At 70.4% G+C, this 24,147-nt stretch carries 21 protein-coding genes; 12 read left to right on the forward strand and 9 right to left on the reverse strand.

Annotation, left to right across the window (positions count from 1 at the left end; genetic code table 11):
- The first annotated feature begins 71 nt into the window (after positions 1–71).
- The 3 genes from Sp245p_RS20970 (at position 72) to Sp245p_RS20985 (ending at position 3,823) form a co-directional block, all read left to right on the forward strand.
- Complete coding sequence (locus Sp245p_RS20970) at positions 72–1,274, forward strand: acyl-CoA dehydrogenase (RefSeq protein WP_014198225.1); 1,203 nt, start codon at positions 72–74, stop codon at positions 1,272–1,274.
- 161 nt (positions 1,275–1,435) lie between these two features.
- Entirely contained in the window at positions 1,436–2,638 is a 1,203-nt protein-coding gene (locus tag Sp245p_RS20975) for a CaiB/BaiF CoA transferase family protein (protein ID WP_014198226.1), read from the forward strand.
- Between the two features lie 258 nt (positions 2,639–2,896).
- Entirely contained in the window at positions 2,897–3,823 is a 927-nt protein-coding gene (locus Sp245p_RS20985) for a DMT family transporter (protein WP_014198227.1), read from the forward strand.
- Here the strand turns inward: Sp245p_RS20985 and Sp245p_RS20990 are convergent.
- Genes Sp245p_RS20990 through Sp245p_RS21000 form a run of 3 tightly spaced genes read right to left on the reverse strand, consistent with a single transcriptional unit; the run spans position 3,820 to position 6,635 of the window.
- Positions 3,820–4,200: a hypothetical protein gene (locus tag Sp245p_RS20990; protein ID WP_014198228.1), complete on the reverse strand. Its 381-nt coding sequence runs from the start codon at positions 4,198–4,200 to the stop codon at positions 3,820–3,822. The genes Sp245p_RS20985 and Sp245p_RS20990 overlap by 4 nt on opposite strands.
- Positions 4,201–4,218: 18 nt before the next feature.
- A complete protein-coding gene (locus Sp245p_RS20995) occupies positions 4,219–5,529 on the reverse strand; it encodes a hypothetical protein (RefSeq protein WP_014198229.1) in 1,311 nt (436 codons plus the stop codon).
- Between the two features lie 2 nt (positions 5,530–5,531).
- Positions 5,532–6,635 carry a hypothetical protein gene (locus tag Sp245p_RS21000; RefSeq protein ID WP_041812409.1) on the reverse strand — a complete coding sequence of 368 codons (1,104 nt, stop codon included), beginning with the start codon at positions 6,633–6,635 and terminating at the stop codon, positions 5,532–5,534.
- A gap of 190 nt (positions 6,636–6,825) precedes the next feature.
- Between Sp245p_RS21000 and Sp245p_RS21005 the strand changes: the two genes are divergently transcribed.
- Together Sp245p_RS21005 and Sp245p_RS21010 are read left to right on the forward strand one after the other, a co-directional pair.
- Complete coding sequence (locus Sp245p_RS21005; protein ID WP_014198231.1) at positions 6,826–8,844, forward strand: AsmA family protein; 2,019 nt, start codon at positions 6,826–6,828, stop codon at positions 8,842–8,844.
- 33 nt (positions 8,845–8,877) lie between these two features.
- The gene (locus tag Sp245p_RS21010; RefSeq protein WP_014198232.1) at positions 8,878–10,659 is read left to right on the forward strand and encodes an SLC13 family permease; all 1,782 of its coding nucleotides are present in this window, start codon (positions 8,878–8,880) and stop codon (positions 10,657–10,659) included.
- A 162-nt stretch (positions 10,660–10,821) separates the two neighbouring features.
- On the opposite strand, the gene Sp245p_RS21015 is transcribed toward Sp245p_RS21010, so the two are convergent.
- Together Sp245p_RS21015 and Sp245p_RS21020 are read right to left on the reverse strand one after the other, a co-directional pair.
- Positions 10,822–11,646 carry an aldo/keto reductase gene (locus tag Sp245p_RS21015; RefSeq protein ID WP_014198233.1) on the reverse strand — a complete coding sequence of 275 codons (825 nt, stop codon included), beginning with the start codon at positions 11,644–11,646 and terminating at the stop codon, positions 10,822–10,824.
- Positions 11,647–11,702: 56 nt separating this feature from the next.
- Complete coding sequence (locus Sp245p_RS21020) at positions 11,703–12,896, reverse strand: MFS transporter (protein ID WP_109138812.1); 1,194 nt, start codon at positions 12,894–12,896, stop codon at positions 11,703–11,705.
- A gap of 129 nt (positions 12,897–13,025) precedes the next feature.
- Here Sp245p_RS21020 and Sp245p_RS21025 point away from each other — a divergent pair, with 129 nt between their 5' ends.
- The 6 genes from Sp245p_RS21025 (at position 13,026) to Sp245p_RS21050 (ending at position 18,416) form a co-directional block, all read left to right on the forward strand.
- Complete coding sequence (locus Sp245p_RS21025) at positions 13,026–13,925, forward strand: LysR family transcriptional regulator (RefSeq protein WP_014198234.1); 900 nt, start codon at positions 13,026–13,028, stop codon at positions 13,923–13,925.
- A gap of 57 nt (positions 13,926–13,982) precedes the next feature.
- The gene (locus tag Sp245p_RS21030) at positions 13,983–14,459 is read left to right on the forward strand and encodes a MarR family winged helix-turn-helix transcriptional regulator (protein WP_014198235.1); all 477 of its coding nucleotides are present in this window, start codon (positions 13,983–13,985) and stop codon (positions 14,457–14,459) included.
- Positions 14,460–14,549: 90 nt separating this feature from the next.
- Positions 14,550–15,455, forward strand: coding sequence for an efflux RND transporter periplasmic adaptor subunit (locus Sp245p_RS21035; protein ID WP_014198236.1), 906 nt, complete (start codon positions 14,550–14,552; stop codon positions 15,453–15,455).
- Complete coding sequence (locus tag Sp245p_RS21040; protein ID WP_014198237.1) at positions 15,452–17,524, forward strand: FUSC family protein; 2,073 nt, start codon at positions 15,452–15,454, stop codon at positions 17,522–17,524. Before Sp245p_RS21035 ends, Sp245p_RS21040 begins: the two co-directional genes overlap by 4 nt.
- Positions 17,521–17,727, forward strand: a complete 207-nt coding sequence (locus Sp245p_RS21045; RefSeq protein ID WP_014198238.1) for a DUF1656 domain-containing protein — start codon at positions 17,521–17,523, stop codon at positions 17,725–17,727. Before Sp245p_RS21040 ends, Sp245p_RS21045 begins: the two co-directional genes overlap by 4 nt.
- A 455-nt stretch (positions 17,728–18,182) precedes the next feature.
- Complete coding sequence (locus Sp245p_RS21050) at positions 18,183–18,416, forward strand: hypothetical protein (protein WP_014198240.1); 234 nt, start codon at positions 18,183–18,185, stop codon at positions 18,414–18,416.
- Here Sp245p_RS21050 and Sp245p_RS21055 read toward each other — a convergent pair.
- On the reverse strand, positions 18,407–19,171 hold the full coding sequence (locus Sp245p_RS21055) for a glycosyltransferase family 2 protein (protein WP_014198241.1): 765 nt from the start codon (positions 19,169–19,171) through the stop codon (positions 18,407–18,409). The two genes, Sp245p_RS21050 and Sp245p_RS21055, sit on opposite strands and share 10 nt — an antisense overlap.
- An 84-nt stretch (positions 19,172–19,255) precedes the next feature.
- Here Sp245p_RS21055 and Sp245p_RS21060 point away from each other — a divergent pair, with 84 nt between their 5' ends.
- Positions 19,256–20,929 (forward strand): tetratricopeptide repeat protein, encoded by a 1,674-nt coding sequence (locus Sp245p_RS21060; RefSeq protein ID WP_109138813.1) that lies wholly within the window; start codon positions 19,256–19,258, stop codon positions 20,927–20,929.
- Between the two features lies 1 nt (position 20,930).
- Here the strand turns inward: Sp245p_RS21060 and Sp245p_RS21065 are convergent, their stop codons facing one another.
- The 3 genes from Sp245p_RS21065 to Sp245p_RS21075 form a co-directional block, all read right to left on the reverse strand.
- On the reverse strand, positions 20,931–21,176 hold the full coding sequence (locus Sp245p_RS21065; protein ID WP_014198244.1) for a hypothetical protein: 246 nt from the start codon (positions 21,174–21,176) through the stop codon (positions 20,931–20,933).
- 114 nt (positions 21,177–21,290) lie between these two features.
- A complete protein-coding gene (locus Sp245p_RS21070) occupies positions 21,291–23,453 on the reverse strand; it encodes an O-linked N-acetylglucosamine transferase family protein (RefSeq protein WP_109138814.1) in 2,163 nt (720 codons plus the stop codon).
- 45 nt (positions 23,454–23,498) lie between these two features.
- Positions 23,499–24,044: an RT0821/Lpp0805 family surface protein gene (locus Sp245p_RS21075; protein ID WP_041812883.1), complete on the reverse strand. Its 546-nt coding sequence runs from the start codon at positions 24,042–24,044 to the stop codon at positions 23,499–23,501.
- Positions 24,045–24,147: the final 103 nt, after the last annotated feature.

The raw sequence follows: 24,147 nt of genomic DNA on the forward strand, positions 1-24,147 counted from the left end.
GATAAATGTATTTGAACCATGAAAGCGACCGCGCCATGTTGGGGCGCATCGGACCTAGGGAGACACTGATTATGGCCGCCAAGACCGGAGCCGCCTCCGCCAAGCTCGCTTCCTTCGCCTGGGAAGACCCGCTGCTCCTCGACGAGCAGCTGACCGAGGACGAGCGGATGATCCGCGATGCCGCGCGCAGCTATTGCCAGGACAAGCTGCTGCCGCGCGTGACCGAGGCCAACCGGCACGAGATCTTCCACCGCGAGATCATGAACGAGATGGGCGAGCTGGGCTTCCTCGGCTCCACCATCGACGGCTACGGCTGCGCCGGGGTCAACTACGTCTCCTACGGTCTGGTCGCCCGCGAGGTCGAGCGGGTGGACAGCGGCTACCGCTCCGCCATGTCGGTGCAGTCCTCGCTGGTCATGCACCCGATCTACGCCTACGGCAGCGACGTCCAGCGCGAGAAGTACCTGCCGAAGCTCGCCACCGGCGAGTGGATCGGCTGCTTCGGCCTGACCGAGCCGGACGCCGGTTCCGACCCCGCCGGCATGAAGACCCGCGCGAGGAAGGTCGCGGACGGCTACATCGTCAGCGGCGCGAAGATGTGGATCACCAACTCGCCGGTCGCCGACGTCTTCGTCGTCTGGGCGAAGAACGACGAGGGCAAGATCAACGGCTTCGTGCTCGAAAAGGGCATGAAGGGCCTGTCGGCGCCGAAGATCGAGGGCAAGTTCTCGCTGCGCGCCTCGGCCACCGGCGAGATCGTCATGGACGAGGTCTTCGTGCCGGAGGAGAACCGCCTGCCGAACATCGAGGGCATCGTCGGCCCGTTCGGCTGCCTGAACCGCGCCCGCTACGGCATCGCCTGGGGCGCCATGGGCGCCGCGGAGTTCTGCTTCCACGCCGCCCGCCAGTACCAGATCGACCGCAAGCAGTTCGGCCGTCCGCTGGCCGCGAACCAGATCCCGCAGCTCAAGCTCGCCAACATGCAGACGGAGATCGCGCTCGGCCTGCAGGCGGCGCTGCAGGTCGGCCGCCTGCTCGACGACGGCAAGGCGGCGCCGGAGATGATCTCGCTCATCAAGCGCAACAACTGCGGCAAGGCCCTGGAGATCGCCCGCGTCGCCCGTGACATGCACGGCGGCAATGGCATCGCCGACGAGTTCCACGTCATCCGCCACGTGATGAACCTGGAGGCGGTGAACACCTACGAGGGCACGCACGACATCCACGCCCTGATCCTGGGCCGCGCCATCACCGGCATCCAGGCCTTCGCGTGAGGTGATTGTTGAAGCCCTCTCCCCTCTGGGGAGAGGGTGGCCCGAAGGGCCGGTGAGGGGGATGTGCACGGCGGAAGGTCCGGCACAAGCAACCCCCCCTCACCCTGACCCTCTCCCCAGAGGGGAGAGGGGAAATGGTCGAATTTATAGGGATGTAGAGCATGCCCGGCCCGCTTTCCCATGTCCGTGTCCTGGAACTCTCCCGCGTGCTCGCCGGGCCGTGGGCGGCGCAGACGCTGGCCGATCTCGGCGCGGACGTCATCAAGGTCGAACGGCCCGGCGCCGGGGACGACACGCGCGCCTGGGGTCCCCCCTGGGCGGGCGAGGAGTCGGCCTATTTCCTCTCCACCAACCGCGGCAAGCGGTCGATCACCATCGACTTCGAACGCCCGGAAGGGCAGGAACTTGTCCGCAAGCTGGCCGCCCAGGCCGACGTCGTCATCGAGAACTTCAAGGTCGGCGGGCTGGTCAAGTACGGGCTGGACTATGACAGCCTGAAGGCGATCAACCCGGGCCTCGTCTACTGCTCGATCACCGGATTCGGGCAGGACGGCCCCTACGCCAAGCGCGCCGGCTACGACTTCATGATTCAGGGCATGGGCGGGCTGATGAGCATCACCGGCCAGCCCGATACCGAGGCGGGCGGCGGGCCGGTCAAGGTCGGCGTCGCGGTCACCGATGTCTTCACCGGCCTCTACGCCACCATCGGCGTGCTCGGCGCGCTGGCCCACCGCGACCGGACGGGGGAGGGGCAGTGGGTGAACCTCGCCCTGCTCGACGTGCAGGTGGCGGTGCTGGCGAACCAAGCCATGAACTATCTGGTCGGCGGCAAGGCGCCGCAGCGGCTGGGCAACGCGCACCCGAACATCGTGCCCTATCAGGCCTTCGCCACGCTGGACGGCCACATCATCCTGGCGGTCGGCAACGACGGGCAGTTCGCCAAGTTCTGTCAGGTCGCCGGTCGTCCGGAACTGGCGCAGGACCCGCGCTACGCCACCAACCCGGCCCGCGTCGCCAACCGCAAGGAGCTGGTGCCGATCCTGGAGCTGCTGCTGGAGCAGCGGACCAGCCGCGACTGGCTGGCGGCTCTGGAGGCGGTGGGCGTGCCCTGCGGGCCGATCAACGACGTGTCGCAGGTCTTCGCCGACCCCCACGTCCAGGCCCGCCACATCCACCAGGACCTGCCGCACCCGACCGCCGGGACCGTGCCGACGGTGGCGAGCCCGATCCGCTACTCCGCGACCCCCATTGAGCACACGGCCGCTCCGCCGACGCTCGGCCAGCACACCGACGCCGTGCTGGAGGAGGCGCTTGGCCTATGCGCGGCGGACATCGCCGCCCTGCGGGAGAAGGGCGTGGTCTGAACCGCGCGCACCCGTCATTTTGCCGCCCCTGTCCCATCCTTCAGGGCATCGTATCGACTGTCATAACCCTCTCCCCTCTGGGGAGAGGGTGGCCCGAAGGGCCGGTGAGGGGGATGTGCACGGCGGAAGGTCCGGCACAAGCAAACCCCCTCACCCTAACCCTCTCCCCGGAGGGGAGAGGGGATATACGATGCGAATGCCCTGTCCCATCCCTTCTCCCGCCATGCGCGGGGGGAGGGATTTTTTGCGTGAACCGAGATGATCGCCTCCAGCACCCCGTCCTCCGCCGCCACCGACACCCGCCTGGGCATCCTGCTGATGCTGCTGGGCATGTCGCTGTTCACCGTCAACGACGCGCTCGGCAAATGGCTGGTCGCCGACTATCCGGTGGCGATGCTGCTGGCCATCCGCAGCCTGTTCGGCGCGATGCTGCTGGCTCCGCTGATCCTGCGCGAGGGGGTGCGGTCGGTCTTCGCGGTGAAGCGGCTGCCGTTGCATCTTCTGCGCGTCGGCTGCGTGGCGGGGGAGGTCGCCTGCTTCTACTGGGCGGTGCGGTCGCTGCCGCTCGCCAACGTCATGACCATCTACATGGCCGCTCCGCTGATCGTCACCGCCCTGTCGGTGCCGCTGCTCGGCGAGAAGGTGGGCTGGCGCCGCTGGGCCGCGGTGGTGGTCGGCTTCGCCGGGGTGGTGATCGTGCTGAACCCGACGGGCCAGTTCGACGCGGTGCCGTCGCTGGTCGCCCTGTTCGGCACGCTGGTCTTCTCCACCGGCCTGATCTCCACCCGGCTGCTGCGCGATTCGAGCAACCTGTCGCTGGTCAGCTTCCAGACCTTCGGCACCGGCCTGCTCGGCAGTGCGGCGCTGCCGCTGGTCTGGGTGCCGCCGCCGGGGCTGGATTTCCTGCTGCTGGGGGCGCTGGGCGTCACGGCGCTGGCCGGGCACGCGGCGATGAACCGCTCGCTCCAGCTCAGCCCGGCGGCGGTCGTGGTGCCGTTCCAGTATGTGTCGATCATCTGGGCGGTGGTGCTGGACCTGCTGGTCTGGGGCACCGCGCCGACCCTGCGCATCATCGTCGGTGCGCTGCTCATCATCGGCAGCGGGCTGTTCGTCTTCCACCGCGAGCAGGCGCTGAACCGCGGTGCCGCGGCGGAGGCCAACGCCAGCGGCGGTCCCGGCGCTTAAAGCGGGAAGAAGCGCGGCTCCAGCCGGACGGCGACGGCCTCCACCGGAGTCCAGCCGAGGCGCGCGATCACCGCGTTCGACTCCACGGCGCGGCGGCCCGGCCCCAGCGACCATGTGACGTGGTAGGTCCCGCCGCCGGGTCGGTCGGTCGTCCCGGCGATGGCGACGACCAGAGCCTGCACGCCCTCCCCATCGTCGGCCAGCCCCAGGACCGTTCCTTCACGCTCCGCGGGCAGCGGATGACGTGCCCCGACGCCGTGGGCCAGCGTGACGTGGTGGGCGACGGTGCGGGCGTAGCGCGCCGGGAACCGCGCCAGCAGACGGGCGCGCTCCGCCTCCGGCAGCGCCCAGCCGACATAGCCCCCGCGACGCGTCATGCGATCTCCCCGGTACCCTCAGCGGCGCCCACCCCTCAGGATGTCGTCCATGATCTGGTTGGCCTCCGCCGGTCCGGCAATCAGCTCGATCATGCGGATGGCGGTGTAGCCGGTCCGCATGTCGCCGACGCCGTCGGCCAGCGATTGCCGCGCCGTGCCGGTCAGCGAGGCGGTGGCCTGCTGGGTTACGCTCCTCAGCTCGCCGCGCAGGCCCAGCGTGTCGGCGATGGTCGAGCATTTGCGCAGGGCGCGGGCTTGGTTCTCCGCCTGCACCATCCGGGCGGTGTCCGTTCCGGGAGCCATGGTCTCCACCGCGGAGAGGATTTCGGTCTCCGCCCCGTCGAGCACCTGGGTGCGCACCAGTTCGTGCACGGAGTTCCGGATGGTCTTCAGCCGCTGGTCGAAGTCCTTGTTGCGGCTGTGCTCCATGGCGTTGCGCGTGGCCTCCAGGCTGGCCACCAGATCGACCGCGAGGGTGGCGGCGGCCATGCGGTCCACCGTGCCGCCGGCGGCCGAGGCGACGCCGCGCGACCGCTCCTCGATCTGGGCCACCACCGTGCCGCTGAGATCCAGGAACAGGGCGGCCCGGTCGCTGGATTTCTGGCCCAGGTCCATGTCCCACAGGTTGCCCAGCAGAATCGAGGGGTCGGACAGGCGGGCCGCCGCCAGCAGGATGAACAGCTTCAGCGCCTCCGGCCGCCCACGCGCGACCTGCCGCCCGATGGCCTGGATGCCGTCCAGATGGTCCTTGTGCAGCTTCTGGACCGGTTTGGGCGACAGGACGGCCTTCAACTCGGCCACCGGCTGGGCGATGGTCAGGATGCGGGCGATGTCTTCAAGGGTCCGGATGCGGTCGGGGTTCAGCCGCAGCCCCAGCTCGTCCGCGAAGCGCCCCGTCTCCGTCTGCTCCAGAATGCCGGCCACGGCGGCGGAGGCCATGGACCAGAAGGCGCGGGCCGGCTCCGCCCGCGACGCGCCGTCGCCCAGCGCGCCGGCGACGCCGCGCAGCCGCTCCTTGCCGATCTGCCCCTCCACCAGCGGCCAGAGGGCGTTGACGGCGTCGCGGTCCACCTTGTTCAGCGGAGCCGGCTGGTTGCCGGTGGGAAGCTGGAACAGGTCCTCGAACGGTTCGCAGAACAGTCGTTTGAAGGTCGCGCGTCGCCTGGGCCGCACCTCCGCCAGACGGGGGCGGATCAGCGAGAAGGTGTGCCGGACCTCCGGATGGTCGCCGATCTGCTGCAGCAGGTCGACCACCTGCCGGAACCGGGCCTCGTCGATGTCCAGCAGCTTGGTGCCGAGGCTGAGAAGGGCCTTGGGGTCCGTGGTCATGGTCAGGCCGCCTTCCCCTTGATCGCCTCGATCCGCATCACGAGGTCGGTGTCGAGCTGGCCGCTGCGCCAATCCACATAGGCCCGCACCGTGCGGCGGTTCGCGGCCAGCAGCCCGTCGGCCAGAAGCGCGTGATCGGACTTTTCCTCGTCCCTGGGCAGCAGGGGCAGCACGCGGAACAGCTCGTGCACGGCCATGTCCTGCTCGTGCTTGCTCCGCGTCTGGGCTTCCGCCCAGCTCGTGATGATGAAGTCCCAGCCGTCGAGCAGCCAGGACAGCCGGGTGGTCGACCTGCGCACCAGAGTGCGTTTGGTGTCCCACTGGCGCAGCAGCAGTTCGAAGGCGGCGACCGACTGGTCGAGCTGGTTCACCACGTTGCGGACCTGGTTGAGCGTGTGCTCCGCCACCTCCGCGCAGAAGGTGCCGATGGGAGCGGCTTCCGACACGTTGCCGGTCGACCAGTCGGTCATGCTGTCGCGGAACTGCAGCAGGTCGCGCGCCAGACGGCGCAGCCGCGCCGGCTTCGGCGAGGTGGCGACGCCCACCGGCTCCATGAAGGTCGCCAGTTCGGCCACCCGCGCGTAGAGTTCGGTCGGTTCCAGGGCGAGGCTCTGCGCCGCCTTGGTCATGTAGCTGCGGGTCAGCTGCTCGCCCTTCTCGGAGCCGAGACCGGCGCGCAGGATGTCGGTCGATTCCAACCCGACCGCCTTCAACACCTCGACGATCAACTGATAGTTGATAAGCAGCCGCTGCTCGTCCTCGTCGCGGAGTGCCGCCTCCGCCGCGTCAACGGCCAGCGGGCCGGCGAGGCCGCAGCGCGCCGCCTGGAGCACCGCCTTGCGGATGTCGTCCGGCGAGCAGCCGTCCGCCTTGCGGATCAGGTCCTGCAACATGCGGTCGTGAACGGTCATCGGGAAGGCGACCGGCAGACCCTTCCACGGCACCACATAGACCCCGTGCCCGTCCGACAGGTTGGGGATCAGAACCTCCAGCTTGTCCCGGTCGTCCTTGCGCACCCGCGTCTGCGCCAGCACCGGCGTGGTGAAGGCCACGGCGGCGCCGCGCTCCTCGAAGGTGGAGGGAGCAAAATTCGTAAGTGAACGCATGGTTCTCGGGTCGGGAGGGAAGTGGAAAGCCGCGCGGTACCACCCGTAGCATGATTCGCTCAATTTTTCGTTAAATCCTCACAAGATCGTCCTTTCCTCAGCCCTTTGGAGGTAAGGCGCCACACCGCCGGTCCTTTGCCCGTTATTCAGCCAGAGGGTGCGGTGCAGGCAGGCAGGGGGGGCGCGGCGGATGGCCGTGGTGAAATGGATCGGCTACGGCCTGTTGGGGCTGGTGGTGACCGTGGCGGCGGGAGTCGGCATCGCTTTGGCCGTCTTCGACTGGAACGACGCCCGCGGCTTCATCGCCCGGCAGGCGTCCAAGGCCCTGAACCGCGAGGTCGCCATCGACGGTGATCTCAACGTGCGGCTGGGCGACCCGCTGCGCATCCACGTCGAAGGGCTCCGGGTCGCCAACGCGGACTGGAGCGACGACAAGACGATGGCGGAACTGCGGGTGCTGGACCTTCAGCTTCGCCCCTGGCCGCTGCTGCGCGGCGACTTCGAGTTTCCGGAGATCCGCCTGTCGGGTCCCAAGCTGCTTCTGGAGAAGAACCGGGAGGGCGCCGCCAACTGGAATTTCGGCGGGCCGGACCCGCGCAAGGAGGCGGCGAAGGAGACGGTGAAGCCGGAAGACCGCACCGATCTGCCGATCATCGAAACGCTGGTGGTCGAGGAGGGGCGCCTGCGCTTCCGCGACCCCATCCGCAAGATCGACATCGACAGCGGCGTCAACACCGCGGTCGGCGGCAACGGCGACCAGGAGGTCCGGCTGGAGGGCAAGGGCGACTTCGCCGGCAAGCCCTTCACCCTGACGGCGGCCGGCGGCTCGCTGGAGTATCTGCGCGACGATCCCAAACCCTATCCCCTGCGGGTCGAGACGGCCATCGGCAAGACCCGCGGCAAGATCGAGGGCTCCATCGCCGAGCCGGTGCTGCTTGAGGGCGTCGACCTGTCGGTGGAACTGCGCGGCGACGATCTGGCCGACGTCTTCCCGATCCTGGGCATTCCCGTGCCTACGACGCGGCCCTATGCCATCTCCGGCCATCTCGGGCGCGAGGGCGACGTCTGGCGGTTCGAGGGGATGAACGGCAAGGTCGGCGAGAGCGACCTGTCCGGACAGGTGGCGGTCGATCTGGGCGGCGAGCGCCCGCGGATCACCGGTGACCTCACGTCGCGCAAGCTGGCGGCGATCGATCTGGCGGGCTTCATCGGCGCCTCGCCGGAAGGCCGTGGCGACTACCCGACCAAGGGACGGGAGCGGATCATCCCGGCCACCGAGGTTCCGCTGGAGAAGCTGCGCACCGCCGACATGGACGTGAAGTTCCGTGGCGAGCATGTGGAGGCGCCCTTCTCAACGCTGGACGCCCTCGACGCGCGGGCCAAGCTGGAGAACGGGCGGCTGGTGCTCGACCCGCTGTCGCTCGGCGTCGGCGGCGGGCGGGTGGCCGGCACGGCGGTGCTGGACGGCGGGCGCAAGACCCCGGCGCTGGACGTGAATCTGGACGTCCGGCAGATCAAGCTGGCCCGGCTGTTCCGCGAGACGGCCTTCGCGCAGGAGATGGGCGGCACGGCCAGCGGGCGCATCCAGCTGAAGGGGCAGGGCACCACGGTCGCCAACATCCTGGGGTCCTCCGACGGCAAGCTGGGCGTCGCGGTGGACGGCGGCCGGATCACCAGCTACGCGGTCAAGGGGCTGAAGACCAACATCCTGGAGACGCTGGGCGTCGTCCTGTCCGGCGACAAGCCCTTGCCCTTCAACTGCCTGGTCGCCGACGTGACGGTGAAGGACGGGCTGGTGGAGAGCCGCGCGCTGGTGCTCGACACGCCGGAAACGCTGGTGACGGCGGACGGTACGATCAACCTGCGCAGCGAGGCGATGGACATGACCGTGCTGGGGCGCGCCAAGAGCCCCCAGATCTTCGCCACCCATGTCCCGGTCCATGTCCGCGGCACGCTGGGGTCGCCGGACATCGGGGTGAACGCGACGGAGTCGGCGGCGCGCGGCGCCGCGGCGGTGGCGCTCGGCGTCCTGCTGACGCCGCTCGCCAGCGTCCTGCCTTTTCTTGACCCAGGCAGTAACGAGCAGCCACACTGCGGCGAACTCGTCCGGAACGCCCGGTCCCCGTCGAACTCCAGCACCGGTTCCAGCGGCACCGGCAAGGGGCGCGACGCGGCTCCCTCGGGCTCCCCGTCCGGCAAATCGCAGTAACGACGCACCAACAATTCCCAAAAAAAGGGCTGCATGACGCTCGACCAGGGACTAGCCTTCGGCATCATCGGCGCGGTGATCGCGCTGCTGATCTGGGACAAGCTGCGCTACGATCTCGTCGCCATGCTGGCGCTGCTGGCGGCGGTGGCCGTCGGGATCGTCAAGCCAAAGGACGCCTTCAGCGGCTTTTCCGACGACATCGTCATCATCGTCGGCTCGGCGCTGGTGGTCAGCGCGGCGGTCGGCCGCTCCGGCATCGTCGAGGAGGTGATGCGCCCCCTCAGCGCCCGCATGAAGACCGTGCCGGCGCAGATCATCGTGCTGACCGGGGCGGTGACGCTGCTGTCGGCGGTGGTCAAGAACATCGGGGCGCTCGCCATCTTCATGCCCATCGCCATGCAGGTGGCGCGGCGCAACGGGACGAAGGTGTCGTCGCTGCTGATGCCGATGGCCTTCGGCTCGCTGCTGGGCGGGCTGATGACGCTGGTCGGCACCTCCCCCAACATCATCGTCAGCCGTCTGCGCAACGAGATGGTCGGCGAACCCTTCACCATGTTCGACTTCACGCCGGTCGGCCTGACCGTCGCGGTGGCGGGGGTGGCCTTCCTGACGGTCGGCTACCGCCTTCTGCCCACCGGCCGGCAGGCGGCCTCGGGCAACGCCGGGGGCTTCTCCATCGACGACTACACGGCGGAGGCGCTGCTGCCGGAGAAGTCGCCCTTCGTCGGCAAGACGGTCGCCGACCTGGAGGCCTACGGCGAGGGCGACGTGACGGTCGCGGCGATCATCCGTGAGCGGCATCGCCGCTACATCCCGTCCGGCCATTGGGTGCTGCTGGCGGGCGACGTGCTGGTGCTGGAGGCCGACACCCAGGCGCTGGGCGACCTCGTGAAGCACGCCGGCCTGGAGCTGATGCACGAGAAGGAGCTGGAGGGGGTGCAGAGCGACGAGGATCTGGCGGTCCTCGAAGCGGTGGTGGAGCCGCGCTCCCCCCTGATCGGCAGCAGCGTGGAGGATGTGGAGCTGCGCGAGCGCTACGGCGCCAACCTGCTGGCGCTCAGCCGGCGCGGGCGGCCGATCCGCCAGAGGCTGCGCCGGGTCCGCTTCCAGCCGGGCGATCTGGTCGTGCTCCAGGCGCGGGCGGCGGGGCTGTCGGACACGCTGAACGAACTCGGCTGCCTGCCGCTGGCGGAGCGCAACCTGTCCATCGGGCGGCGGCGCAAGCGGCGGATCGCGCTGGCCGTGATGGCGGTGACCATCGGGCTGGTGGCGACCAGCCTCGTCCCGGTGACGCTGGCCTTCTTCGGCGCGGCGGTCGCCATGACGGCGCTGCGGGTCATCACGCTGAAGGAGGCCTACGAGTCGATCGAGTTGCCGATCCTGGTGTTGCTGGGCGCCCTGATCCCGGTCAGCGAGGCGTTGCGCACCACCGGCGGGACGGAGCTGATCGCCGGCTGGCTGTCCATCGCCGCGCAGGGGCTGCCGCCCGTCGGGGCGCTGGCCCTGATGCTGGTGGCGGCGATGGCGGTGACACCCTTCCTGAACAACGCGGCCACCGTGCTGGTGATGGCCCCCATCGCGGCCAGCCTCGCCAACCATCTGGGCCTGCAGCCCGACGCCTTCCTGATGGCGGTGGCCGTGGGGGCGGGCTGCGATTTCCTCACCCCCATCGGGCATCAGTGCAACACGCTGGTCATGGGGCCGGGCGGCTACCGCTTCAGCGACTACGCACGCCTCGGCCTGCCGCTGTCGCTGATCGTCATCGTGCTGGGCACGACGGCGATCGCGCTGTTCTGGCCCCTGATGCCGCATTAGACGCCCTCTCCCGTCCCGGGAGAGGGAAGGGGCCCGCGCCGAAGGCGTGGGAAGGGTGAGGGTATCGCCAAGGATCAGCGCATTGATCCTCGTACGACCCTCACCCGCCCGCTACGCGGGCACCCTCTCCCGGGACGGGAGAGGGCTTCTTGTTCGGCCACATCAATCCCAGGCGGGCGCCAGACCGTCCGGGCTGACGATCCGCCCGTCGGGGCGGGCGAGGCCATGGATGGCCGCCATGTCCGCCTCCGACAGCTCGAAGTCGAAGATGGCGAGGTTCTCGGCGGCGCGCTTCTCGCCGACCGTCTTCGACAGGGCGATCACCCCCTCCTGCTGCACCAGCCAGCGCAGGACCACCTGGGCGGCGCTCTTGCCCAGGCGGGCGGCGATGTCGGTCAGCACCGGGTCCTTGAAGACCTTGCCGTCGGCCATGGCGTAATAGGCGGTGATCGACTGGCCGTGGCGGCGCGCCGCCTCCAGCATCACCGACTGGTCGAGATAGGGGTGGTATTCGATCTGGTTGGTCACGATCGGCGCTTTGCTGAGGCGCACGGACTCGTCCAGCAGCGTCCGGTTGAAGTTGCTGACGCCGATGTGGCGGGTCTTGCCGGCGGCCCGGACGGCGTTCAGGGACTCGATCTGCTCGGCGAGCGGAACGGCCTCGTTCGGCCAGTGGAGCAGCAGCAGGTCGACGTAATCGGTCCGCAGCTTCGCCAGGCTCTCGTCCACCGAGCGGCGGAAATCGTCGGCCTTGTAGTTGCTCACCCAGACCTTGGTGGTCAGGAAGACCTCGCCACGCGGCAGATTCGACGCCTTGATGGCCTCGCCGACCTCGCTCTCGTTGCCGTAGATCTGGGCGGTGTCGATGTGGCGGAAGCCGAGCTTCAAGGCCTCCGGCACCATGCGCAGCACGTCGGGGCCGCTCATGCGGAAGGTGCCGAAGCCGAGGGCGGGGATGGAGGCGCCGTTGGCGGTCACGGTGTGCATTGGTCTCGATCCTCTCGAATGCCGAGTTTTTCTCAGTGTATCAGGCCGGCCGGGTATCACGCAGGCTGGGCGATGGCGGCGTTGCGGCGCCCGTCCTTGCGGTCGAGCGCGCCGCTGAGCAGGGTCAGCGCCAGCCCACCCAGCACGAACAGCCCACCCACCCACGGTGTTGCCGCGAGGCCGAGCGCGCTGTCCACCACCCGCCCGCCGAAGAAGGCGCCGGCGGCGATGCCCAGGTTGAAGGCGGCGATGTTCAGGGCCGAAGCGACGTCCACCGCGCCCGGCGCGTGGCGCTGCGCCAGCTGCACGACGTAGAGCTGAAGCCCCGGCACGTTGGCGAAGGCCAGCGCGCCCATGCCGGCCAGGGTGACCAGCGCCGGGACCGGGCTGGAGGCGGTGAAGGTGAAGACGATCAGCACGGCCGCCTGAAGGGCGAACAGCCACGCCAGCGCGCGGACCGGGTTGCGGTTGGCGAGCTTGCCGCCGACCATGTTGCCGACCGCGATGGCCGCCCCGTAGAGCACCAGGACGAGGCTGACCGTGCCGCTGGAGAAGCCGGTGATCGTCTCCAGGATCGGCGCCAGATAGGTGAAGGCGACGAAGGTCCCGCCATAGCCCAGCGCCGTGATGGCGAAGGCCAGCAGCAGGCGCGGCTTGGCCAGCACGCGGACCTGGGTGCCGAGACCGGCGGCGGGCGGCTGGCTGAGCTTCGCCGGGACCAGAGCCGCGACGCCCAGCGCGCCGATCACGCCCAGAGCGGAGACCGCCAGGAAGGTGGCGCGCCAGCCGAAATGCTGGCCGATCCAGGTGCCCATCGGCACGCCGGTGACGATCGCGATGGTCAGGCCGGAGAACATCATGGCGATGGCCGAGGCCCGCTTGTCCTCCGGTACGAGGTCGGCGGCGATGGTCGCGCCGACCGAGAAGAAGACGCCGTGCGCGAAGGCGCTGAGCACGCGGGCGGCCAGCAGCGTCTCGTAGTTGGGGCTGACCCCGGCCAGCAGGTTGCCGGCGATGAAGAGGCCCATCAGGCCGAGCAGCAGCGGCTTGCGGCGCAGCCGGCCGGTCAGCGCGGTCAGGACCGGGGCGCCGACGGTGACGCCCAGGGCGTAGACGCTGACCACCATGCCGGCCATCGGCAGGCTGACGTTGAGGTCGGTGGCGACGGTCGGCAGCAGGCCGACGATGACGAATTCCGTCGTCCCGATGGCGTAGGCGCTGATCGCCAGCGCCAGCAGTGCGAGTGGCATGACTGAAGGCTCCATCCATGCGAGCTGTGCAGGACGCATCAGATGAGCCAAAAATCCGGGATGCGGAATGCCGTCCGTTTTCGCATGATCGTGTCATTCAATGACAAGATTGACGGAAGGGCACCTTTGATGAGCGACAGCCGCGCCTGGGACATGAGGGTCTTCCTGCGCGTCGCCGCGCTGGGCAGCTTCAGCGCCGCCGGGCGCGAGGTCGGCATGACCCCGTCCTCCACCGCCAAGCTGGTGACCCGGCTGGAGGAGCGGCTCGGTGTGCGGCTGGTCGAACGCTCCACCCGCCGGCTGCGCCTGACCGCGGAGGGCGAGCTGTACCGCGAGCGGGCCGAGAGTCTGCTGGGCGACCTCGACGCCATGGAGGCGGAGGTGGCGGGCGGCGCCCGCTCGCCCACCGGCCTGATCCGCATCAGCGTGTCGGTGCCCTTCGGGCGGCATTGCCTGCTGCCGCTGCTGCCCGACTTCACGCGGGCCTATCCCGATATCCGGCTGGACCTGACCTTGACCGACGAGGTGGTGGACCTCTACGCGGCGCGGACCGACGTGGCCTTCCGCGCCGGGCGGCTGTCCGATTCGGCGCTGCTGGCGGTGCGGCTGGGCGACGTGCGGCGGCGCATCGTGGCCTCGCCGGACTATCTGGAGCGCATGGGCCGGCCGGAGAGCGCCGCCGACCTGGAGCGCCACGACTGCCTGGGTTTCAACTTCCGCCGCGCCGCCGCGGTCTGGCCGTTGAAGTCCGGCGGGCGGCTGGTCGACCGCGAGATCGACACGCGCATCGTCGCCAACAACGGCGAGACGGTGCGCCACATGGCCCTGCTCGGCCTCGGTCTGGCCCGGCTGGCCGAATACCACATCCGCAACGACCTCGCCGCCGGGCGGCTGGTCAGCGTCCTCGACGACGTTCTGGTGGACCGCGAGGAGATCCACGCCGTCTACACCGGGCGGGAGCGGGTGCCGCACCGGGTCCGCGCCTTCCTCGATCACATGACGCCGCGGATGCGCGCATGCCTGCAATGACCGAGCGGCGGGGTGGGGCGTCTTGCCGAAAATAGATAGCAAAGCTATTAAATAGGCATGCAATCGAATAACCCGTCCATCCCCGCTCCCACCGCCGCCCCGGACTTTCCGTCCAACTTCGGCATCCACCTGTTCCGCGCCGCCCATCTGTGGCGGCGGGAGGCGAACAAGGTGCTGGCGGAGAGCGGCTTTTCCTCCTCCGTCATCTCGCCGCTGATGCTTCTGAACGAACTCGGCGACGGGATGCGCCAGCGCGAGCTGGCCGAGGAGATGGGGGTGGAGGGGCCGTCGCTGGTCCGGCTGCTCGACAGCCTGGAGGCCGCGAAGCTGGTCGAGCGCCGGGAGGCCCCGGACGACCGGCGGGCCAAGACGCTGCACCTGACGGACCAGGGCCGCGACCTGCTGGCCCGCGTGAACGCCGCGCTGAACGATGTGCGCCGCCGCCTGCTCCAGGGCGCCTCCGGCCCGGAGATCGCCGGCGCGGTGCGCGTCATGGCGGCGATTGAGTCGAACGCCCGAGCCATGAAGGGCTGACGGCGGTTCTACACAGCAGCGCGTCCCGCAGCGGCGGGACACGGAACGATCGCTCCCGGCCGCGCCGGTGGAGCGCAAGGACGAACCACGGTGAAACTCTTCTCCCTCCTCATTCGGATCACGGTCACGCTGGTCGTCACGCTGGGCGCCGTCGGCGGCGGCTGGTGGCTGTGGGACTACTACATGAACCAGCCCTGGACCCGCGACGGGCGGGTGCGGGCCGACGTGGTGCAGGTGTCCTCCGACGTCGCCGGTCTGGTGACCGAGGTGCGGGTCATCGACAACCAGGCGATCCGCAAGGGCGACGTCCTGTTCGTCGTCGACCCCAGCCGCTACCGCCTCGCCGTCGACCAGGCCGAGGCCAATCTGGAAAGCGCGCGCGCCGAGCTGTCCTTCCGCAAGGCCGAGGCCGACCGCTACGCGCAGCTCGGCAACAACGTCGTCTCCACCGCCCAACGGCAGGAGGTCGCCTCCGCCCAGGCCAAGGCCGCCGCCGCAGCCCGCCAGATGGAGGCGGCGCTCGACCTCGCCCGCTTCAACCTGGAGCGGACGGAGGTGCGGGCGACGGTGGACGGCTTCGTCACCAACCTCCAGCTCAAGGCCGGCAACTACGTGACGGCGGGCCAGCCGGTGGTCGCGGTGATCGACCGCCATTCCTTCTACGTCGTCGGCTATTTCGAAGAGACCAAGCTGCCGCGCATCCGCGTCGGCGACCCGGTCCGCGTCACCATCATGGGCGAGCCGGAGCGGCTGACCGGCCGGGTGGACAGCGTGACCCATGCCATCGTCGACCGCGACCGCACCGAAGGGACCGGCCTTCTGCCCAATGTCAACCCGACCTTCAACTGGGTCCGTCTGGCCCAGCGCATCCCCGTGCGCGTCGCGCTGGAGCAGATTCCCGACCCCCGCGACCTCGTCGCCGGGCGCACCGTGACCGTCGAGGTGGTGCGGGGGGCGGAGCAGGGGGCGCCCGCCGAGCGGGTGGCCAAGCAATGAAGACGCCCTCCCTGAAACTGGTCTCGCTGAACGAGGCGCTGTTTTCGGTCAAGGCCTTCGCGGCGGCCATGGCGGCGCTCTACATCGCCTTCTCCATGGGGCTGCCGCGGCCCTTCTGGGCGATGGCGACCGCCTACATCGTCTCCGGCCCGCTGTCGGGCGCGGTGCGGTCGAAGGCGGTCTTCCGCGTCGTCGGAACGGCGCTGGGCTGCGCCGGGGCCATCGCGCTGGTGCCGGCTTTGGCCGATTCGCCGGAGCTGCTGACCCTGGCGCTGGGGCTGTGGGTGGCGGTCTGCCTGTTCATCTCGCTGCTCGACCGCACGCCGCGCAGCTATCTGTTCATGCTGGCCGGCTACACCATCGGCCTGATCGGCTTTCCCGCGGTGACCGACCCGTCGACCATCTTCGACACCGGTCTGGCCCGCGTCGAGGAGATCCTGATCGGCATCCTCTGCGCCACCGTGGTGCACAGCGTGGTCTTCCCGCAGAGCGTCGGACCGGCTCTGCTCGGCCGGCTGGACGCCACGCTGCGCGACGCGGAGCGCTGGACCCGCGAGGCCCTGTCGCGCGAGACGGCGCCGGAGGGCGCGGCCAACGCGCAGGAGCGCCAGAAGCTGGCCCGCGACATCACCGAACTGCGCGTCATGGCGACCCATCTTCCCTACGACACGTCCGACGTGCGCTGGATGACGCGGGCGGTGCGGGCGATGCAGGACCGCATGGCCTATCTGCTGCCGCTGACCGCGGGCATCGAGGACCGGCTGGACGCCCTGCGCGGCCAACTGCCCGCCGAGGTCTCCGCCCTGCTGGCCGATCTCGACCGCTGGGTGGGTGGTGATGATGAGGAGGGCGGCGCCGAGCGCCTGCGCGCCGAGATCGCCCGGCTGTCCCCGGCCATCGGCGCGGACACCGGCTGGAAGGAGGCGACGCTTCTCAATCTGCTGACCCGGCTGCGCTCGCTGGTGGACATCCACCAGGACTGCCGCGACCTGCGGGCGCACATCCGCGACGGCAAAAGCAGCCTGCCGGAGCGCCTCGACCCGCTGACCCGCCGCCGCTCGCGCGACGTCTTCCATCTCGACGCCGGCATGGCGCTATGGTCGGGCTTCGCGGCGCTGCTCGGGATTGCGGTGGTCTGCGCCTTCTGGATCGCCACCGGCTGGTCGTCGGGATCGGCGGCGGCGATGATGACGGCGGTCTTCTGCTGCTTCTTCGCTTCGCTGGACGACCCCGCACCGGGCATCCGCCTGTTCCTGGTCTTCACCCTGCTGTCGGTGCCGCTGGCCGCCTTCTACCTCCTGGTCGTGCTGCCGTCCTTCGACAGCTTCCCCATGCTGGTGCTGGGCCTTGCCCCGACCTTCCTGCTGCTGGGCGTCTTCGTGGCGCGGCCAGCGACCATGGGCAAGGCGATGGCGCTGCTGATGGGGGTGGTCGGCTCGCTCAGCCTGCTCGACCTCGGGACAGGGGATTTCGCCTCGTTCCTGAACAGCAACGTGGCGCAGGTGGTGGGCATCGCCACGGCGCTGCTGGTCACCCAGCTCTGCCGCTCGGTCGGCGCGGCGTGGAGCGTCCGGCGCCTGCTCCGCGCTGGCTGGAGCGAGATCGCGGCGATGACCGCCGCCCGCTCCGGCATTCCGGTGGGCAGCTTCGAGAACCGGATGCTCGACCGGGTGGGGCTGCTGTCCTCCCGTCTGGCGCTGGCCGGTCCGCAGCAGGATCTGGCGGCGGCGGACGCGGTGAACGACCTGCGCGTCGGTCTGAACGTGGCGGAACTGCAGCGCGCGCGCCGCGCGCTGGGCGGCCCGGCGGCGCCTCATGTGGCGCGGCTGCTGGGCGCGGTGGGGCAGCATTTCCGCGGCCTGTCCAGCCGCCGCCTCGGCACGCCCCCGTCGGAGGTCCTGCCGATGATGGACGCTGCCTTGTCCAACCTGTCGGCCGAGCCGCGGTCGGCGGAGCGCGACCGCGCGGTGATCGCGCTGGCCGGGCTGCGCCGCGCGCTGTTCCCGCACCTGACCTTCGCCGCCCCTGACCCCTCCAGCGAATCGCTCCGCGAACCGGTGACCGCATGATCGGCGAAATCGACATCTATGGGCTGTTCATCCCGCCGCTGCTGATCCTGGCAATCGCGGCCTGGTTCGTCTCGGGCCTGCTGCGCCGTGGCCTGAGGGCGGTGGGATTCTACGGCTGGGTCTGGCACCCGCCGCTGTTCGATCTGGCGCTCTACGTGCTGGTGCTGAGCGCGCTGACGGCGCTGACCGCGTGGTTGCGGTAAGCGGCTGTGCCGGAAGAGGAAAGGCGGGTCGGGGCGCTTATTGTTATGGACTTCCCTCCGACGCCCCGAACCACCTATACCCATCCAAACCATAAGGTTTAGAGGCGTATCGGTTACCGCTGATATAACAGTTTGTCAAGCGATGGGACGGTTGAGAATCGGGAAGATTTTATCCGGCTCTTAATAACCCTCTCCCCTCTGGGGAGAGGGTGGCCCGTAGGGCCTCTCGCGCTGGCCAGAGGCCAGCGCTGACGGCGGCAGGCGGATGCCTCTGGCATCCGCTGAGAGCCGGTGAGGGGGATGCGCGTGTCGCGACGTTCGGCAAAAGCGCAACCCCCTCACCCCAACCCTCTCCCCGGAGGGGAGAGGGAATATCGGCGCTTCCGCGCGACAACGGATGGACCGCGCCGGCTCCGCCTTGCCGGTGAGGCGGCCTTTGCGGTACCATTTCGGCCATGGTTGAAACGCGACGCACCGGTGACCGCTCCAACGAACCGATCCGCTCCGAGGTCGGGGGTGGGCGCGTCGCGTCGCCCGGCACGGTCGGCGTCCGCAACCGGGCGGAGCAGGTCGGCGGTGGGCGCCAGCGCATTCCCAGCGTCCGCGAACTGGCCAGCCTTCTGGTCAACGGCATCCTGACGCTGCCGCGCAATTACCGCCGCGGCATGTATCTCGACGTTCAGGTCTGACCCACCCCGCCCCCCGTGTACGCCGCGATGTCCGGTCCGAACAGGCGCTCCAGCAGCAGGGGCGGCAATTCGTACTGCGGCAGGCACAGGCTGGTGCTGCGGGCGTGCAGGGTGTGCAGGCACAGCCCCTCGGCGTCCGGAAAGGCGGCGACGCGGAAGCGCTCCCGCGCCGCCTTCATGAAGGGCGCGTCCTCGCAGGCGTTGACCGGCGGGAAGCGCACCGCCTCCCACACCGACCGCCGGTAGGCGTAGGAAAAGCCGTAGCCCAGCACATTGTCGTCGGACGGCGGTGTCTCCGGCGCCTCCACATAGGACCGGGTCGTCCGCCCCCAGCGGTGATGCGAGCCGCCGCGCGCCGTGTCCCAATAGCCGAAGGTCCCGTGCACCGCGCTGTGCAGGAACCAGCCGGACAGCGTCACCGCATCGCGCCCCGCCTCCAGCCAGCCGAGCAGCCGCTCCACATAGGTGGGCGCGTAGAAGTCGTCGTCGTCGAAATGGACGATGATCTCGCCGCGCGCGTGCTCGGCCAGGATGTTGCGCTTCTCCCCGATGGCGTAGCGGCGCGGCGCGTAGAAATACTTCAGCCGTGGCCCGGCGAGCGGCTGGAGATAGGCGGAGGGGCGAGGGCTGTCGTCGAACACCAGCCACTCGATGTCGGGAACGGTCTGCGACAGGACGCGCGCGTGGCACAGCGGCAGGAAGGCTTCCCGTCCCCAGCTTGGCGTGATGATGCTGACGAGTGGCCGGTCGGCCATGGTCTCTCCTTCGCAAAGCAAAGCGGCGCCCCCGACCGCTGCGCCGCATGGACTCCGGCCCGGCGGCGCGTGTAGACAGGCGGCATGGTGACACTTCGGGATGCCCTGGCCGCCGCGGTCGGCCACCATCAGGCGGGCCGGCTGGACGCGGCCCGGCCCCTCTATCATAGCATCCTGCGCAGCCAGGCGGGCCACCCCGACGCGCTTCACCTGCTGGGCGTCCTGGAAAGCCAGAGCGGCCGGCCGGGCGCGGCCCTGCCGTTGCTGCGCCGTGCCGTGGCACTGCTGCCCGGCGACGCGGATTTCCTCGGCAATCTGGCGCGGACCCTGCGCGCGGCGGGGCAGCCCGACGCGGCGGAGCGCGCCTTCGCCCGCACGGCGGCGCTCGACCCCGCGGATGCCCAGATCGCTTTCACGCTGGGCGCGCTGCGGCTGGAGCGCGGGGATGCGGCGGGTGCCGCGGCGGCCTTCGCCCAGGCGCTGGTCCGGCGGCCCGACTTCGTGGAGGCGCGCATCAACGGCGCCAACGCCCTGGCGGCGCTGGGCCGGGCGGAGGACGCGGCGCGGCTGCGCCGGCAGGCGGTGGCCCTGGCGCCGGCCCATCCCGACGCCCTCCACAACGCCGCGGTGAGCGCGCTTGCCGACGCCGGGCTGGACCGCCCGCTGTCGCACGCCCGGCGCCTCGACCCGGATTTGGTGGAGCGCGCGGGGCGTGCCCTGGTCCGCGCGCTCGCCGCCGACCCGCGGCATGGGGCGGCGGCGGACGCGCTGCTCGGGACGGCGCTTTCGCTCGTCCAGGCCGGGCAGGCGCCGGAATGGCTGTTGGACCGCGCCGCCCGCACCGCCCTGACGGTCCTGCGCGGCAACCCGCGCGACACGCGGGCGGCGGCGGTGGTCGCCTACCGCTTCTACCGGCGGGGGCGGACGGACCTCGCCAGCCGCTTCATGCGGCGCGTCGCCCGGAATTTCACCGCGGCGGAGGTGGCGGCGGATTTCGAGCTGCGCCTGTGGTCGATGGTGCGGGCGGGGTGGCGGGCGCTGGATGGATTGCCCGACGCCGACGCCCTGCTCGGCGCCTTCCCCCCGCTGGAACTGCTGGCCGATCCGACCGCGGGGAGCGGGCCGTTGCTGGCGGTCTCCTGCGACGACGGCTACTACCGGCGCTTCGCCACCGGCCTGCTCGATTCGGTGGAAGCGGTGGGCGGCGGTGTGGCGGTCCATGTCCATGTCGTGAACCCTTCACCGGAAACCCTGGCCGACCTCGCCCGGCAGCGGGAGCGCTTGCGTCTAAGCTGCAGCCGGGAACGGGTGGACTTCACGGGCTGGGACGATCATCGGCGGACCACCTACTACGCCTGCGTCCGTTTCCTGCGCTGGCACCAGTTGATGACGCTCTGGGGGCGGCCCCTGCTGCATCTCGACGCCGACTGCACGCTGGCCGGCGGACTCGATGCGCTGGCGGCGCTGCTGGACGGAGCCGACGTCGGGCTGCTGCGCGACGCCCGTTGGCGCGGCCCGACGCGGGAAATCACCGTCTGCTTCGCGGCGTTCCAACCGACTCCGCGGGGGCGTGCCTTCCTCGCCTCGACCGCGGCCTACATCGGGGCCTTTCTGCAGGAGGGGCGCGGATTCTGGATGCTGGATCAGGCCGCACCCTTCGCGGTGCTCGACGCGCTGGAGCGGCGGGGGGAGGGGCCGGGGGTGCGCTGGTTCGACGTTCTGGATTTCCCCTGGGTCCGCTTCATCGGGGAGAAGTGACTCAGGAGGGGAGCCGGGCGCAGCGTCCATCCGGGCAGTCGCGGCAGCATTGCCCGCAGATGTCGTCCAGATCCACGGCGATGCCGTGCCGCTTGAGGAGCCCCTGGGCATAGGCGGTGTAGAGGCGCGCCAGCGCCCGCCGGTTGGTGGCGACCGTCTTGGCGGCCAGCGTCTCCGGCGCCAGCATCGTGGCGATGGCTTGCTCCACGTCCTCGATGGCTGTGCGGACAGCCGAAAGGTTCAGCATCCAGGACCCCCTGGGCGTCACGACCCTTGATGAATCTGATATACAACGTGTGACGAAAAATTAGTGTCCAAACAACCCTTAATTTCGGATTTTGCGGTGTCCTATCCGGAAAGGCTAATCGCCCCTCGCTAAACCACGCAGGGCTGTCGCCAGCGCTTCAGCAAGGCGCCGCCCGTCGCAGAGCGGCCCGGCCGCCATGCGCGGGCGCAGGGTTCGGCGCAGTTCCGCCAACCGCGCCGGGTCGGCGGCCCAGCCGGCGGCGCGATCCACATAGTCCGCCGGGTCGCGGGCGACGCAGCCCTCCACCCCCGCCACCTTCAGGAAAGCCAGGGAATGGCGGCTGGAGAAGGTCTCGCCGGGCAGGGTGACGACCGGCACGCCCATCCACAGCGTCTCCAGCGTCGTCGTGCTGCCGGCGAAGGGGAAGGGGTCCAGCGCCACGTCGACGCGGGCGCACCAGCCCATATGCTCGCGGCTGGGAGTCGCCCCGGCCAGGATCAGCCGCTCCGGCGCAATGCCCGCCGCGGCCAGCCGTTCGCGCCAACGGGCGGCGGTTTCCGGGCAGGACAGCGCCTTGGTCTTCAGCAGCAGGCGCGACTCGGGCACGCGGGCGAGCAGGGCGGCCCAGGTGGCGAGGACCTCGTCGGTCAGCTTGGTCAGGATGTTGAAGACGCCGAAGGTGACGGGCTGGCCGGTCAGGCAGGGCGGTGGACCGGGCTCCGGCGCGTCCGGCGGCGGGTCATAGGCGATGAAGGCGCCGGGCATGCGCAGGATGCGCTCGCTGTAGAAGCGCTCCGCCCCCTCCGGCACATGGTGGGCGTCGGCGACCAGCGCGTCCATGGCGGCGAGCCCGGTGGTCGCCATGTAGCCGGACCACGCCACCTGGACCGGAGCCGGCTTGCGCGCGAAGACGCCCAGCCGTCCGCGGGCGTTGTGCCCGGCGAGGTCGATCAGCGCGTCCAGCCGGTCTTCGCGGATCAGTGTTGCAAGTTCAGCGTCGGTCCGGTCGGCGACCGGCACCCAGCGCGCCGCCGCGGCGCGGAAGCGGTCGGTGAGGTCGTCCGCTTCCAACTGGTTGGCGTAGAGGGTCAGTTCGACGCCGAAATCCGGCAGCGCCTCGACCGCCCGCACCGCGAACTGCCCCGCCGGGTGGCGGCGGAAGTCGCCGGACAGAATGCCGACGCGCAACGGGTGGGAGTCGTCCCGGATCGCCGGGGCGCGCGGTGTCCATTCGGGTCGCAACGGCGCGCCGTGCACGGCGTCCCAGCCGCGGTGCGCCTCCAGCACGCGGGCCAGCGTCACGCCGGGTCGGAACAGCTCCAGATAGGCGAGGTTGGAGCGCACCTCCGCAAGATCGGGCCGCAGCGCCAGCGCGCGGCGGTAGCCGGCCTCCGCCCTGTCCAGGTCACCCTGCGTCTGGCGCACCAGCGCGAGGTTCGCGTACGCCTCCGCCAGATCGGGACACAGGGCGGTGCCCCGGGCGTAGGCGCGGGCGGCCTCGGCCAGCCGGTTGCGCTTTTGCAGCGCATCGCCCCGGCGCAGCGCCGCCTCCGCGAAGTCGGGGCGCGCGGATTCGGCGCGGCGTGCCGCCTGTTCGGCGTCGGCGGGGGCGTCGAGGGCCAGCAAGGCGGCCGACAGGTTGGCGAGCGCCGTGGCGTGGTCGGGGCGCAGCGCCAGCGCGCGGCGCAAGGCGCGCTGAGCCTCCGCCGCCCGGCCGCGTTGCAACATCAGCGAGGCGCGGTTGGCGTGCGCCTCCCCGAATCCGGGATCGTCGGCCAGCGCGGCGCGGAAGGCCTCGTCCGCCTCGCCCAGCCGGCCGAGCGCCGTCAGCGTGTTGCCGAGGTTGAAGCGCGCCCGCGCGTAGCCGGGGCGCAACGCGGCGGCCTGCCGGTAGGCGTCCACCGCCTCCTCCAGCCGGCCCAGACGGTCCAGCGCGTTGCCGAGGTTGTAATGGGCCTGCGCGAAGGCCGGGCGCAGGCGGATCGCCGCGCGGTGGGCGTCGGCCGCCTCCGCGTCGCGGTCCAGGGCGCGCAGCGCGCTGCCCAGATTGTCGTGATAGTCGGCGACGGTCGCGTCGGCGCGGATGGCGGCGCGGATGCGCGGCTCGGCCTCCGCCGGGTGTCCGGCCTGGAGATAGACGACGCCCAGCAGATGCAGCGCGTCGGGATGGTCGGGCAGCGTGTCGAGGACGGCCTGATAGCCGGCGGCGGCCTGCGCCAGCCGTCCGGCCTGATGATGGGCCAGCGCCGCGGCCAGCACGTCCTTGATCGTCGCCATGCTGGCTTGTGTAGAGCATTTCACCGCATGGCTGAAGAGCGCGCGTCAGCTTACCATGCGCCAGCTTCCGTCCGACTGGCGGCAGGCGGTGCCGTAGCCCTGCTGAAGCTGCCCGCCGACCACGATGCTGGTCTGGAACTCCCGGCACGGCTCGCCATAGGGACCGGTGCCGTCGCGGGTCGGGGTGTAGGTGCCCCAGTTGCCGGTCTGCGGGTTGTTCCACTGCACGGTCGCGCCGGTCGGCGCCATGTAGGCCTGCCCCGCGGCCTGCTGCGCGTACATCAGGTCGGCGCGGTCCATCGACTGGCCGGCGGCGTTGCCGAGCGCGGCGCCGAGCAGCGTGCCGACGCCGACCGCCACCAGCTTGCCCGTGCCGCCGCCGAAGCGCGACCCGGCGAGGCCGCCGACCACGCCGCCCAGCAGCGTGCCCGCCGTCGCCTTGTTGCCATAAGCGGGGGCATAGCCGCCGCCATAGTTGGCCCCGTACCCGCCACCACCATACCCACCACCATACCCATAGCCATAGGGGCTGGCGCAGCCGGCCAGCAGGCCGACGGACAACACGACCGCAACGATCCCCTTGGCCTTCATCTCGAACCCCACGGAACGGAACCTGCCCCCGTAAACATGGCAGCCCCGCAAACTATTCCGTCCGCGTGACGGAACACCGCCGTTGCCCCTATGATGAAGCCAA

It is taken from the genome of Azospirillum baldaniorum, from assembly GCF_003119195.2.
GTDB lineage: Bacteria > Pseudomonadota > Alphaproteobacteria > Azospirillales > Azospirillaceae > Azospirillum > Azospirillum baldaniorum.